This window comes from Variovorax sp. OV329 (assembly GCF_900114785.1).
Lineage (GTDB): Bacteria > Pseudomonadota > Gammaproteobacteria > Burkholderiales > Burkholderiaceae_C > Variovorax.
Window position 1 is genome coordinate 64,596 of record NZ_FOUG01000010.1, and the last position, 12,879, is coordinate 77,474.

General features: G+C 66.7%; 12 protein-coding genes. 2 read left to right on the forward strand and 10 right to left on the reverse strand.

From position 1 onward, the window contains the following. Positions 1-63: 63 nt before the first annotated feature. From BM345_RS17620 to BM345_RS17635, 4 genes are read right to left on the reverse strand one after another with little or no spacing between them, the layout of a single operon-like run. Positions 64-855 carry an SDR family oxidoreductase gene (locus tag BM345_RS17620; protein WP_093381569.1) on the reverse strand — a complete coding sequence of 264 codons (792 nt, stop codon included), beginning with the start codon at positions 853-855 and terminating at the stop codon, positions 64-66. A 26-nt stretch (positions 856-881) separates the two neighbouring features. Continuing rightward, positions 882-1,844 (reverse strand): DMT family transporter, encoded by a 963-nt coding sequence (locus BM345_RS17625; protein ID WP_093381571.1) that lies wholly within the window; start codon positions 1,842-1,844, stop codon positions 882-884. 14 nt (positions 1,845-1,858) lie between these two features. Next, complete coding sequence (locus BM345_RS17630) at positions 1,859-3,472, reverse strand: gamma-glutamyltransferase family protein (RefSeq protein ID WP_093381573.1); 1,614 nt, start codon at positions 3,470-3,472, stop codon at positions 1,859-1,861. 37 nt (positions 3,473-3,509) lie between these two features. After that, the gene (locus BM345_RS17635) at positions 3,510-4,478 is read right to left on the reverse strand and encodes a Bug family tripartite tricarboxylate transporter substrate binding protein (protein WP_093381574.1); all 969 of its coding nucleotides are present in this window, start codon (positions 4,476-4,478) and stop codon (positions 3,510-3,512) included. 93 nt (positions 4,479-4,571) lie between these two features. Between BM345_RS17635 and BM345_RS17640 the strand changes: the two genes are divergently transcribed. After that, the gene (locus tag BM345_RS17640; protein WP_093381576.1) at positions 4,572-5,498 is read left to right on the forward strand and encodes a LysR family transcriptional regulator; all 927 of its coding nucleotides are present in this window, start codon (positions 4,572-4,574) and stop codon (positions 5,496-5,498) included. Positions 5,499-5,563: 65 nt separating this feature from the next. Here BM345_RS17640 and BM345_RS17645 read toward each other — a convergent pair whose 3' ends face one another. From BM345_RS17645 to BM345_RS17660, 4 genes are all read right to left on the reverse strand, one after another. Further along, complete coding sequence (locus BM345_RS17645) at positions 5,564-7,075, reverse strand: tripartite tricarboxylate transporter permease (RefSeq protein ID WP_093381577.1); 1,512 nt, start codon at positions 7,073-7,075, stop codon at positions 5,564-5,566. A gap of 14 nt (positions 7,076-7,089) precedes the next feature. Continuing rightward, positions 7,090-7,578, reverse strand: coding sequence for a tripartite tricarboxylate transporter TctB family protein (locus tag BM345_RS17650; protein WP_093381579.1), 489 nt, complete (start codon positions 7,576-7,578; stop codon positions 7,090-7,092). Between the two features lie 136 nt (positions 7,579-7,714). Then, positions 7,715-9,523 (reverse strand): type IV pilus assembly ATPase TfpB, encoded by a 1,809-nt coding sequence (locus BM345_RS17655; RefSeq protein WP_093381580.1) that lies wholly within the window; start codon positions 9,521-9,523, stop codon positions 7,715-7,717. Further along, on the reverse strand, positions 9,520-10,266 hold the full coding sequence (locus BM345_RS17660; RefSeq protein ID WP_093381582.1) for a class I SAM-dependent methyltransferase: 747 nt from the start codon (positions 10,264-10,266) through the stop codon (positions 9,520-9,522). Before BM345_RS17660 ends, BM345_RS17655 begins: the two co-directional genes overlap by 4 nt. A 281-nt stretch (positions 10,267-10,547) precedes the next feature. Here BM345_RS17660 and BM345_RS17665 point away from each other — a divergent pair, with 281 nt between their 5' ends. Next, positions 10,548-11,378, forward strand: coding sequence for a mechanosensitive ion channel family protein (locus tag BM345_RS17665; protein WP_093381583.1), 831 nt, complete (start codon positions 10,548-10,550; stop codon positions 11,376-11,378). Between the two features lie 68 nt (positions 11,379-11,446). Here the strand turns inward: BM345_RS17665 and BM345_RS17670 are convergent, their stop codons facing one another. Further along, positions 11,447-11,794: a hypothetical protein gene (locus BM345_RS17670; RefSeq protein WP_093381585.1), complete on the reverse strand. Its 348-nt coding sequence runs from the start codon at positions 11,792-11,794 to the stop codon at positions 11,447-11,449. Positions 11,795-11,933: 139 nt separating this feature from the next. Next, entirely contained in the window at positions 11,934-12,785 is an 852-nt protein-coding gene (locus BM345_RS17675; RefSeq protein WP_093381586.1) for a TatD family hydrolase, read from the reverse strand. Between the last annotated feature and the right edge of the window lie 94 nt (positions 12,786-12,879).

The following is a 12,879-nucleotide window of genomic DNA, read 5'->3' on the forward strand; positions in this document are numbered from 1 at the left end:
TGAGAAAGCAATAGAAAAAGGCCGGCTAATGCCGGCCTTTCTTCTTGGGGACCCTGGAGGCGATCAGTACGTCCCCGGGTACGCCCCGCCATCCGCCAGCACGTTCTGCCCCGTCAGGTAGGCCGCATGGACGCTGCACAGGAAGGCGCAGATGGAACCGAACTCTTCGGCGGTTCCGAAGCGCTGCGCCGGAATGGTCTTCTTGCGCGAATCCTTGACGGCTTCCACGCTCTGGCCCGACTTCTTGGCGCCACCCTCCATGGTCGAGCGCAGGCGGTCGGTGTCGAAGGCACCCGGCAGCAGGTTGTTGATGGTCACGCCCTTGCCCGCGACGGTGGGGTTGCGCGCCACGCCCGCAACGAAGCCGGTCAGGCCGCTGCGCGCGCCGTTGGACAGGCCCAGGATGTCGATGGGCGACTTCACCGAGCTGGAGGTGATGTTCACGATGCGGCCGAAGCCGCGCTGCGCCATGCCGTCGATGGTGGCCTTGATCAGCTCGATGGGGGTGAGCATGTTGGCGTCCACCGCCTTGATCCAGGCCTCTCGGTCCCAGTCGCGGAAGTCGCCGGGCGGCGGGCCGCCCGCGTTGGTGACCACGATGTCGTAGTCGCGCTGCACCGCGAACACCGCGGTCCGGCCGGCCTCGGTGGTGATGTCGGCCGCCACGTGCTTGACGAAGGCGCCACCGGTGGCAGCGGCCTGCAACTGCCTGGCGGCCGCGTCGAGGGCCTCCTGCCCGCGCGCCACGATGACGACGTTGACGCCTTCCTTGACCAGCGCCAGCGCGCAGCCGAAACCCAGCCCCTTGCTGGCCCCACACACCAGGGCCGTGCGGCCCGCAATACTCAGATCCATGTCTGCTCCTGTTCCTGGAAAACGCGTCAGCGTGCGCTGCGCGTGAAAACGAAAATGCCTGCGATGACCAGGAGCGTACCCGCTGCGATCCAGATGGTGAATGGCTCGCCCAAAATCACCACACCCATGAGGATGGTGGACATGGGGCCCACCATGCCGGTCTGCGCCGCCATGGCAGCGCCCACGCGCTCGATGGCCATCATCACGGCCAGCACCGGCAGCGCGGTGCACAGCGTGGCGTTGAGCACCGACAGCCAGATCACCTGCGGCGCCACGTCGAAGGCCGAGCCCAGCGGGCGCAGCAGCGCGAACTGCAGGATGCACAGGATGCAGGCCACGCTCGTGGCCAGGCCCACCAGCCGCATCGAGCCCAGGCGCTGCACGAACTCGCCGCTGTAGACCAGGTACATCGCATAACTCACCGCGCTCAGGAAGACCAGCAGGGTGCCCCAGGCCTCGGCACCGCCGGAGCCCAGTGCCAACTCGTGCCCGAAGACCAGCAGCACGCCCGCATAGCTGATGGCCATGCCCAGCAGCTGCTTGCGGGTGATGCGGCGCTTGTAGATGACCCAGCTGGCAATCAGCACCAACGTGGGGTTGAGGTACAGGATGAGCCGTTCCAGGCTGGCCGTGACGTAGGCCAGGCCGGCGAAGTCCAGGAAGCTCGCAAGGTAGTAGCCCGAGAAGCCCAGCCCCAGCACGCCCAGCCAGTCACGCCGGGTGAGCGGCGGCTTGCCTCGCCCCGCCCACCATGCCATCAGCGCGAACAGCGGCAGCGCGAACAGCATGCGCAGCATGATGAGCGTGACCGCGTCCACCCCGTGGCGGTAGGCCAGCTTGACGATGATGGCCTTGCCGCTGAAGGCGATCGCGCCCAGCGTGGCCAGTGCCAGCCCGGCGCCCAGCTTGTTGTTGTGCGGCTTCGCCTCGTGCGCGGAGGACGAGGGCGTGGCCGTGACTGTGGGGGCTCGGGTGGCTTGTTCCTGCATTCGTCGGAAGGGGTTCAGTAGCCGGCGGCCAGGCCGTCGCGGCGCGGGTCGCTGGCCGCCACGTAGCCTTCCACCGCCGGATCGCCGGCGCGCCAGATGAACTGGCCGGCACCGAAGTCCTGGTAGGAGTCGTTGATGACCTCGACCTGGTGGCCCAGGGCCTTCAGGCCAGCGACCGTGTCGGCGTTCATCGCCGCCTCGACGTTGATCTCCAGGCCGGCGTTGAAGCGCCAGCGCGGGGCGTCGCAGGCCGCCTGCGGCGCCTGCTTGTAGTCGAGCATGCGCACCAGCGTCTGCATGTGGCCCTGGGGCTGCATGTTGCCGCCCATGACGCCGAAGCTCATCACCGGCTGGCCGTCCTTGGTGAGGAAGGCCGGGATGATGGTGTGGAAGGGGCGCTTGCCCGGTGCCACCTGGTTGGGACTGCCATCATTCAGGCTGAAGCCATGGCCGCGGTTCTGCAGGCTGATGCCGAAGTCGGGCTCCACGCAGCCGGAGCCGAAGCCCATGAAGTTGCTCTGGATGAAGCTCACCATCATGCCGCTCTCGTCGGCAGCGGTGAGGTAGATGGTGCCGCCCTTGACCGGGTTGCCTGCCTTGAAATCCTGTGCCTTCTTCACGTCGATGAGTTTGGCACGCGATGCGAGGTAGGCGTCATCGAGCATTTGCGCGGGGGTCACCTCCATCGACGATGGGTCCGACACGTAGCGGTAGCAGTCGGCGAAGGCGAGTTTCATCGCTTCGATCTGCAGGTGCTGCGAACCCACCGAGTCCACCGGCAGCGAGCCGATGTCGAACTTCTCCAGGATGCCCAGCGCGATCAGCGCCGCGATGCCCTGGCCGTTGGGCGGGATCTCGTGCAGCGTGTGGCCTCGGTAGTCGCGCGAGATGGGCTCGACCCACTCGGGCTTCCAGTTGGCCATGTCGCTGGCCTTGAGGGCGCCGCCGTGCTCGGCCGAGAACTTCTCGATGGCCTGGGCGATCTCGCCGCGGTAGAAGGACTCGCCCTTGGTCTTTGCGATGGACTTGAGCGCACGCGCCGCCGAGGGAAACCTGAACAGCTCGCCCACCTTGGGCGCACGGCCCCAGGGCAGGAAGGCTTGCGCGAAGCCCGGCTGCGACTGCAGCAGCGGCGTGGCCGCGTCCCACTTCTGCTGCACGACGGGCGGCATGAGGTAGCCGCGCTCGGCGATCTCGATGGCCGGCACCATCAGGTCGGCAAAGGGCAGCTTGCCGAATCGCTCGGACAGTGCCGCCCAGCTCGCCACCGCGCCGGGCACGGTGACCGAGTCGATGCCGCGCTGCGGCGGTGCCTTGGCATCGGCGCCGTACTTCTTGGTGAAGTACTCGGGCGTCCAGGCCTGCGGCGCGCTGCCGGAAGCGTTGAGGCCGTGCAGCTTCTTGCCGTCCCACAGGATGCAGAAGGCATCGCTGCCCAGGCCGTTGCTGACCGGCTCCACCAGGGTCATGACCGCGGCCGTGGCCACCGCCGCGTCCACCGCGTTGCCGCCCTGCTGCAGGATGCGCAGGCCGGCCTGCGCCGCCAGCGGATGCGAGGTGGAGACCACGTTGCGCGCGAACACCGGCAGGCGGGTGCTGAGGTAGGGGTTGTCGAAGTTGAAGTTCATTTCAAGGTCCAGAAGAAGCGTACGGGCCCGGTCAGCGTCAGTCGTTCGTGATCTTGCGATCGATGATGATCTGCTTCCACTTGGCCGTGTCCTGGGCCGCCAGTTTCGTCAGCTGCTCGGGCGTGCTCTGGGTCGGCTCGATGCCAAGGCTCGAGAGTTTCTCGCGCAGCGCGGGGTCGGCCAGCGACTCGTTGGCGGCCTTGTTGATGCGGGCCACGACCTCGGCCGGCAGGGCCTTGGGGCCGTACAGGCCGAACCAGGTGTTGGATTCGAAGCCGGGCAGCGTCTCGGCCACCGCGGGCAGGTCGGGTGCCAGCGGGCTGCGCTTGAGCGAAGTGACGCCCAGGGCACGCAGGCGGCCGTCCCGCACGAAAGGCATGCCGGTGGGCAGCGAGTCGAAGAGCACGTCGACCTTGCCGCTCATCAGGTCGGGCATGGCCAGCGCCGTGCCCTTGTAGGGGATGTGCGTTACGAACACGCCCGCTTGCGACTTGAACAGCTCCGCCGTCAGCTGGACGATGGTGCCGTTGCCGCTGGACGCGTAGTTCAGCTTGCCGGGGTTCTTCTTGGCGTAGTCGATCCACTCGCGCACCGTCTTCACCGGCGCGCTGGTGGGCACCAGCATGATGCTGGGCGCATCACCGACGTGGGCGATGGGCGTGAAGTCATGCGCCGTGTCGTAGGGCAGCTTGCTGATGGCCGGGCCGATGGCATGCGTGCTGGTGGTGGCCAGCAACAGGGTGTAGCCGTCCGGCACCGCCTTCGCCGCCAGGTCGGAGCCGATCGCGCCGCCCGCGCCGGGCTTGTTGTCCACCACCAGCGTGGTGCCCAGCTTCTCGCCCATCTTCTGCGTGAGCGTGCGCGCGAACAGGTCGGTGGCGCCACCTGCCGGGAAAGGCACGATCAGGCGGATCGGCTTGTTCGGGTAGGCCTGGGCGAAGCTGGCGCCCGAGGCGGCTAGGCACAGCGCTGCAGCGAGGCTCTTCAGGAACAGGTGGCGTTGCATGGTGGGGTTTCTCGAGGATGCAAACCTTCGATGCTAAGCAGCGCGGGCGCATCAAGCCAGATAATCCAAGTTATTCAACTATGAGATGAATTTATGGCGCGCACGGGCACCGAGGAAATCTCCCTGCAGCAGCTGCGCGCCCTGGCCGCAGTGGCCGAGTCGGGCAGCTTCACCCGCGCCGCCGAGAGCCTCCAGCTCACCCAGCCGGCCATCAGCCACCTGATCCGGCGCTTGGAAGAGGAACTGGGCCAGCCCCTGGTGGTGCGAGGGCGGCGCCTGCAGATGACGCAGGCTGGACAGATGATGGTCGACACCGCCGTGCGTGCGCTGCGCCTGGTGGATGAATCGGTAAACGCCTGCCGCTCGCAGGCCCAGCTGCGCGAAGGCCGGGTGGTGCTGGCGGTGGGCCATCTCACCGCAGGCGCCCTGATGCCGCCGCTGCTGGGCGGTTTCGCGCAAAGGTACCCCAAGCTCGCCACCACCCTGCTGGACAGCACCGCCGAGCAGATGATCTCGCGCGTGATCTCGCAGGAGGCCGACCTGGGCTTCGGCTCCGACATCGGCGCCTCCCATTCCGAACTGGCCACAGAGCCGCTCTTCACCGAGCGCATGGCCCTGTTCGTGCGCTCGGACCATCCGCTCGCGCAGCGAAGCAGCATCGAGGCGCGCCAGCTGGAGGCCCTGCCCTTCGTGCACGTCAACCCCGACGCCAACATCTGGCGCTCGGTGAGCCGGCAGCTCGCCGGCGTGGCCAACGTGGTGCCGCAGGTGGTGCACCACGTGTCGATGCTGTCCACCGCTTTCGGCCTGATCCAGGCCGGGGCCGGCGTGGCCCTGCTGCCGCGCTACGTCGAGGTGCTGATGCCCGACGACCTGCGAGCGCTCACGGTGACCCGGCCGGTGCTCGAATACCCGGTGATGGCGCTGCGCCTGGCCAAGCACCCGCTGAGCCCAGCGGCCATGGCCTTCCTGGACTTCGCACGGCAGCACCTGAAGCCGCCGCGCGCGCCCAAGGCCTGAAGCGCGCACAAACGAAAACGGCGCCCGAAGGCGCCGTTGTTTTCATGAAGCGATGGGCAGCCCCGTCATTCCTCGACGAAGGCTTCCTCGCGTTTTGACTTCACCGCCGGCAGCAGCACGATCACCAGCAGCAGCACGGCCGCAGCCAGCAGGCCCGCCGAGATCGGACGGCTGACGAACACGCTCCAGTCGCCCCGCGAGAGCAGCAGCGCACGGCGCAGGTTCTCTTCCATCATCGGGCCCAGGATGAAGCCCAGCAGCAAGGGGGCGGGTTCGCATCCCAGCTTGTAGAAGAGGTAGCCGATGAAGCCGAAGGCACCCACCATCCAGATGTCGAAGGTGTTGTTGTTCGTCGAGTAGACGCCGACGGCGCAGAACAGCACGATCGAAGGGAACAGGAAGCGGTAAGGCACCGACAGCAGCTTGATCCACATGCCGATCAGCGGCAGGTTCAGGACCACCAGCATCGCGTTGCCGATCCACATCGAGGCGATCAGGCCCCAGAACAGCTCGGGGTTGCTGGTCATCACCTGCGGGCCCGGCTGGATGTTGTGGATGGTCATGGCACCCACCATCAGCGCCATCACGGCGTTGGGCGGGATGCCCAGCGTCAGCAGCGGGATGAAGGAGGTCTGCGCACCGGCGTTGTTGGCCGACTCGGGAGCCGCCACGCCGCGGATGTTGCCCTTGCCGAAGGGCACTTCGCCCGGACGCAGCTTGGTCTTCTTCTCGATGGTGTAGGCCGCGAAGGCCGCCAGCAGCGCGCCGCCGCCGGGCAGGATGCCCAGCGCCGAACCCAGTGCCGTACCGCGCAGGACGGCGGGCACCATGTTCTTGAAGTCTTCCTTGGTGGGGAACAGGCCCGTCACCTTGGCAGTGAACACTTCGCGCTCGTCTTCCGGCTGTGCCAGGTTGGCAATGATTTCACCGTAGCCGAACACGCCCATGGCGATGGCCACGAAGCCGATACCGTCGGTGAGTTCCGGAATGTCGAAGGAGAAGCGCGCCACGCCGGAGTTGACGTCGGTGCCCACCAAGCCCAGCAGCAGGCCCAGCACGATCATCGCGACGGCCTTGAGCAGCGAGCCCGAGGCCAGCACCACGGCGCCGATCAGGCCCAGGATCATCAGCGAGAAGTATTCGGCCGGGCCGAACTTGAAGGCCAACTCGGTCAGCGGCGGCGCGAAGCCGGCCAGGATCAGCGTGCCCACGCAGCCTGCGAAGAACGAGCCGAGGCCGGCAGCGGCGAGTGCAGGACCTGCCCGCCCTCGCTTGGCCATCTGGTGCCCGTCGATCACTGTCACCACCGAGGATGACTCGCCAGGCAGGTTCACCAGGATGGCGGTGGTCGAGCCGCCGTACTGTGCGCCGTAGTAGATACCGGCCAGCATGATCAGGGCCGACACCGGCGGCAGCGCGTAGGTGGCAGGCAGCAGCATCGCGATGGTGGCCACCGGGCCGATGCCGGGCAGCACGCCGATCAGCGTGCCCAGGATACAGCCGATCAGGCAGTACAGCAGGTTGGTGAAGGTGAAGGCAACGCCGAACCCCACCGACAGGTTGTGAATCAGTTCCATGTTTCTGTGCTCAGTCAGCCGGTGATGAAGGTGGGCCAGACCTGGATCTGGAGCTTCAGGGCCCAGATGAAGGCGATGTAGCTGCCGATTGCGAGCACGGTCGCCAGTCCGAGAACGGAAGGCAGGGCATGCTTGCTACCGGCCTGCGCCGCGATGATGACCAGCGCATAGATCGCGATGATCAATCCCATGGCCGGGATGCCGAAGCTGGGCAGGCCGCCCAGCAGCACACCGAAGGCCAGGTTGGCGCCAAGGATGAAGACGACCTGCCTCCAGGCCCACTTGCCGATGGGGTCGCCGGTGGCGGTTTCCACCGTCAGGCCGGTGAACATGATGATCAGGCCGAAGATGGCCATCACGATGCCGAGCATCAGGGGAAAGTACCCCGGACCCATGCGCGCGCCGCTGCCCACGTTGTAGGTGGTTGCGCCCCATGCAAAGGCGACCCCGACCACGGTGAACATGACGCCCGCGAAGAAGTCCTTCTGACTCTTGATTTTCACGAACAGTCTCCTCGATTCGGAATTCGAACCTGCGGATTCTGGAGGCTGAATGAAAGCTTCTCGATGTGGATTCCACCTAGCGTAGAGCTAGGGTAATCCCTGCGTCATGGCCGTGTGCGAGGCCCTGTCTCGCGGGCTATTCCATGGGCGGCGTGGCGCTCAGGACTTCCTCGATGGTGGTGAGTCCTTCGGCCACGCGCAGCGCTCCAGCGAGGCGCAGCGGACGCATGCCGTCGGCAACCGCCTGCCGGCGCAGCATGCCGATGTTCGGCTCCTTGTTCACCTGGGACTTGAACTCTTCGGAGACGGTGAGCAGCTCGTACAGGCCCATGCGGCCGCGATAGCCGGTCATGCGGCAGTCCACGCATCCTACCGGCCGGTAGGCCCGCACCGAACCGGAGATCTGCCAGGGCTTGACGAACTCGTCGAGCCGCTCGCGCGTGACCGACTCGTCAGGTTGCTTGCAGTGCGGGCACAGGGTGCGCACCAGGCGCTGCGCGAGCACGCCCAGCATGGTGGCGTTGATGAGGTAGTTGGGCACGCCCAGCTCCATGAGCCGGGTGATGGCGCTGGGCGCGTCGTTGGTGTGCAGGGTGCTGAAAACCAGGTGGCCGGTGAGTGCGGACTGCACAGCCATCTCGGCCGTGGGGAGGTCGCGGACCTCGCCCACCATGATGATGTCCGGGTCCTGCCGCATGAGCGCGCGCAGTCCCTCGGTGAAGCCGAAGTCCAGCTGCGGCTGCACCTGCGTCTGGTTGAAGGAGGACTCGATCATCTCGATCGGGTCCTCGATGGTGCTGACGTTGACCTCCTCGGTGGCCACGCGCTTGAGCGTGGAGTACAGCGTGGTGGTCTTGCCCGAGCCGGTGGGCCCGGTCACCAGGACGATGCCGTGGGGGCGCGTGACCAGCTGTTCCCAGCGCTTGGCGTCATGCTGCGCAAACCCCAGTTCGTCCAGGTTCTTCACCGTGGTGTCGGGGTCGAAGATCCGCATCACCATCTTCTCACCGAAGGCGGTGGGCAGCGTGGACAGGCGCATTTCGACTTCGTCGCCGCGCAGGTTGCGCGTCTTGATGCGGCCGTCCAGCGGGCGGCGCTTCTCGACCACGTCCATGCGGCCCAGCAGCTTGATGCGCGCCACCATGGCGTTCATCACGCCCATGGGCATCTGGTAGGCCGGGTGCAGCACGCCGTCGATGCGAAAGCGGATCACGCCCTGCTCGCGGCGGGGCTCCAGGTGAATGTCGCTGGCGCGCTGGTCGAAGGCGTATTGCCACAGCCAGTCGACCACCTGCACCACGCTCTGGTCGTTGGCGTCGAGCTGCTTGTTGCTTTTGCCCAGTTCCACCAGCTGCTCGAAGCTGGCCGCGCTCGACGCCCCGCCGGCCTTCTGCGCGGCGCGCACCGACTTGGCCAGGGCGAAGAATTCGGCCGTGTAGCGATGGATGTCCGCCGGGTTGGCCACCACGCGCCGCACGCTGCGCCGCGCCTGTCGCTCCACTTCGCCGACCCAGTCGGTGATGAAGGGCTCGCTGGTGGCCACCACCACCTCGGTGGGTGTGACCTGCACCGGCAGCACCTTGTGCCGCTCGGCGTATGCAGCGCTCATCGTGTCGGCCACCTTGCCCACGTCGACCTTGAGCGGGTCGACGCGCAGGTAAGGCAGGCCCGCGCGACCTGCCAGCCACTGCGTGAGCATTTCCAGGTCGAGCGGCTTGCCGTCGCTCTCGCGCGTCATGGCCACCGCGGCCAGGCGCACCAGCGGCGCCTGCCGGCTCTCCGCCCGCGCGCAGCGGGCAATGGTGCGCTGCGCCTCGGCGGGCGAGATGACGCCGTCGCGCGCCAGCCATTCGATGACCAGCTTCAGTTCAAGCGGCCCTTGGTAGGCCGTGGGCGGGTTCGATTGGGCGGTGGCGGAGGAAACGGGCAATGGCGTGGCGCTCATAAGCTGTAGGCCTTGAACACCCGCAGCCATTTGGGCGCGGGCAGGCCCCAGCGAGTCTGTATGGTTTGCGCGCGCTCGGCAAGCGTGGCACGGCTCGGACGGCCGGGCTCGCGCTGCGCCAGCACCACCGTGTTGCCTTCGCGCGTCGGCCGGAAGGCCCACACCGCCTTTTCACCGAAGGCCGCGATGATCTTTTCCAGGCTGCGCTCGTAGCTGGAGGAACGGCCGAACAGGTTGACCGTCATGCAGCCGCTCTCGGTGAGCAGCCCGCGGCAGTCGCGGTAGAAGTCTTCCGTGTCCAGCACCGGCGCGGCTGCCTCGTGGTCGTACAGGTCGACCTGCAGCGCGTCCACGCTCTCCTGCCACTGGGACTTGCGGATCTCCACCGAGGCATCGGCAATCACGACCGTCAGCTTGGCATCGTCGGGTGGAAGCTTGAACCAGCCGCGGCAGGCGGCCAGCACCTGCGGGTTGAGCTCGATGGCCGTGGTGCGCATGCGCAGTTGCTTGCGGCAGAACTTGGTGAGCGAGGCCGCACCAAGGCCCAGTTGCATGGCGTGGCGGTTCATCACGCTGGAGGGCTCGACGAAGAGCAGCCAGGCCATCATGCGCTGCACGTACTCGAGTTCGATCTCGAAGGGCGCGTCCAGCTTCATGGAGCCCTGGACCCACTCGGTGCCCAGATGCAGGTAGCGCACGTCTCCCCAGTCGGAGAAATTGACCTCGGGCAGGGATGGCTTCATGGACGATTGAGGGACTCGATTGCTACGCTTTTGATAGCACCAGAAGCCCACTGCAAGCGGGCTTCATGGGGTTGGTGCACGCGAAATAAATGTTGGCGCCAGCGGGCGCCTGAGCATAATACCGCTGCCTCGCGACCCCATCGGCGCTGCCCCGGCAGTCCTGGACGCGAGCTTCGCAAGCATGGCCGGGGGTGTTGTGCGCGACAAGTCCCGGACATGCTGGTTTCAACGCGTGCCGAGGCCCGGAAAGCGGCATCGGCGCAGAAGGAGGGAAATCAAGAATGAACACGGAAGTGATCTGGACCTTCATCACCACGCAGGGCGCGGACTTCGGCTTCAAGGTGATCGGTGCGCTGGTTGCGTGGGCCATCGGGCGCTGGCTGATCGGCCTGGCGCAGCGACTGGTCAGCGGGGCGCTCGAGCGGGGCAAGCGCATGGACCCCACGCTCAGCAACTACCTGGTGTCCATCCTGGGCGTGATCCTCAACATCGTCCTGGTGCTGGCGATCCTGGACATGTTCGGCGTGCGCACCACTTCCTTCGCGGCGCTGCTTGCCGGTGCGGGCCTGGCCATCGGCACCGCCTGGGGCGGGCTGCTCACCCACTTCGCGGCCGGCGTCTTCCTGCAGGTCATGCGGCCCTACAGAGTGGGCGACTTCGTCTGCGTGGGCGGCGTCACGGGGACGGTGAAGGAACTGGGCCTGTTCGGCACCACGCTCATCACCCCCGACAACACCGTTACGCTGGTGGGCAACAACAAGGTGCTGGGCGACAACATCCAGAACTTCAGCACCCTGGGCTTTCGCCGCGTGGACACGGTGGCCAAGCTGGCCAACGGCGTCGACGTGACCCAGGCCATCGAGCTCCTGAAGGCGGAACTGGCGAAGATCCCGAACGTGTCGACAGAGCAGCCGCCGGACGTGGAGATCCTGCAGTTCACGCCCGAAGGCCCGCTGCTGGCAGTGCGTCCTTACACCCACACCGACCACTACTGGCAGGTGTACTTCGACACGCACCGGGCGGTGGTGCGCGTGTTCGGCGCGGCGGGCTTCCCGACGCCCGAGACGCCACTGGCCTACCGCAGCGTGCCGCCGCAGGCCGCCACGGCCTGAGCCGGCGCCGCGCCCAAAGAAAAACCCGCCGATCGGCGGGTTTTGTTCTGGCGCTTGCCTGTGGTCTGTCAGGGCTTCTTCGCCGGATCCGGCGGCAGCTTCTCGGCGATCGACTCGCCGGCCTTGCGCGTACCCGCGATGGCGGAGTCGCCGGCATTGCCAGCCGCCGTGGTCGCCTTCTTGGTGCCCTTCTTGGTGGCATCCCAGCCCTTCTTGGTACCGCTCTTGGTCTTGTCCCAAGCCTTCTCGGTGCCACTCTTGGTGGAATCCCAGGCCTTCTCGCTGGTGTTCTTGGTCGAGTCCCAGGCCTTCTCGGCCGCATTGGGTTCGGTCTTCTGCGCCAGGGCCGGACCGGCCAGCATCGCCAGCGACAGGGCGGCGGCGACAGAAAGTCGATTGCGGAACGAATGGGTCATGCTGCTAACTCCTTTTGTAGGTTTTACGTGGCATTGCGAATTGCCACCATCTCAATGGGATTCGCAGGCTCAAGGATGACACCAAACAGCCCCGAACAATCACTTCGTTGCAATTCGGGCACTTCGACTACGTGCCGTGTCAGCCAATGCCGGACACCGAAACGAGCCCCGCAAGACGGGGCAAAGCTTCCAGCGCATTCCGGGTGCTTGCCTGCGCGACCTCCTCGACCGTCATGCCGCGCAGTCCGGCCACCACCTCGGCAATGCGCGGGAGTTCGGCCGGCTCGTTGCGTCCCTGCGGCTGGCCTTGCGCACGGTCGGCCTGGGTCTTGTACACCCAGTGCGGCGGGATGTCGGGCGAATCGGTCTCCATCACGATGGCCTCCAGCGGCAACGTGGTGGCCAGCCGCCGTAGCCGCAGTGCCCGGTCGAAGGTGACCGCGCCGCCGAAGCCCAGCTTGAGTCCCAGCTCGATGCAGGCCTGCGCCTGCTGTTCGCTACCGTTGAACGCGTGGGCGATACCGTGCCAGGGCTTGCCGCCTCCGGCGACCCGCAGCGCCTTGAGCACCGGGTCCACCGATCGACGCACGTGCAGCAGCACCGGCAGGTCGTGCTTGCGTGCCAGGCGCAGCTGCGCCTCGAAGATGCGTTCCTGCCGGCCCGGCTCCAGTCCCTCGACGAAATAGTCCAGGCCGATCTCGCCCACCGCCACCAGGCGCGGATCGTCACGGTGGGCGCTGAGCGCAGCGTCCAGCAACGCCACCTCGTCCTCGGTGGCGCTGCCGGCGCACAGCGGATGGATGCCCAGCGCATAGACGTCGCCCTGGGCATGTGCGAGTTGGCGGACAGTGTCGAAATTGAAGGCAGCCACAGCCGGAATCACGCAGACCATCACGTCCTGAGCCGCGGCACGCGCACGCATTTCGACACGGTCCGTGTCGAATTCGGGCGCATCGAGGTGACAGTGCGTGTCGATGAAGGGCGTGGGCATGAAAGCCGATGATGCCCCAGACCTGCGGCCCTTCATCCGATCAGATGCACGCCCGCACAAAGCGTGCTACCGTGAAGGCTCACGTGTCCTCTTG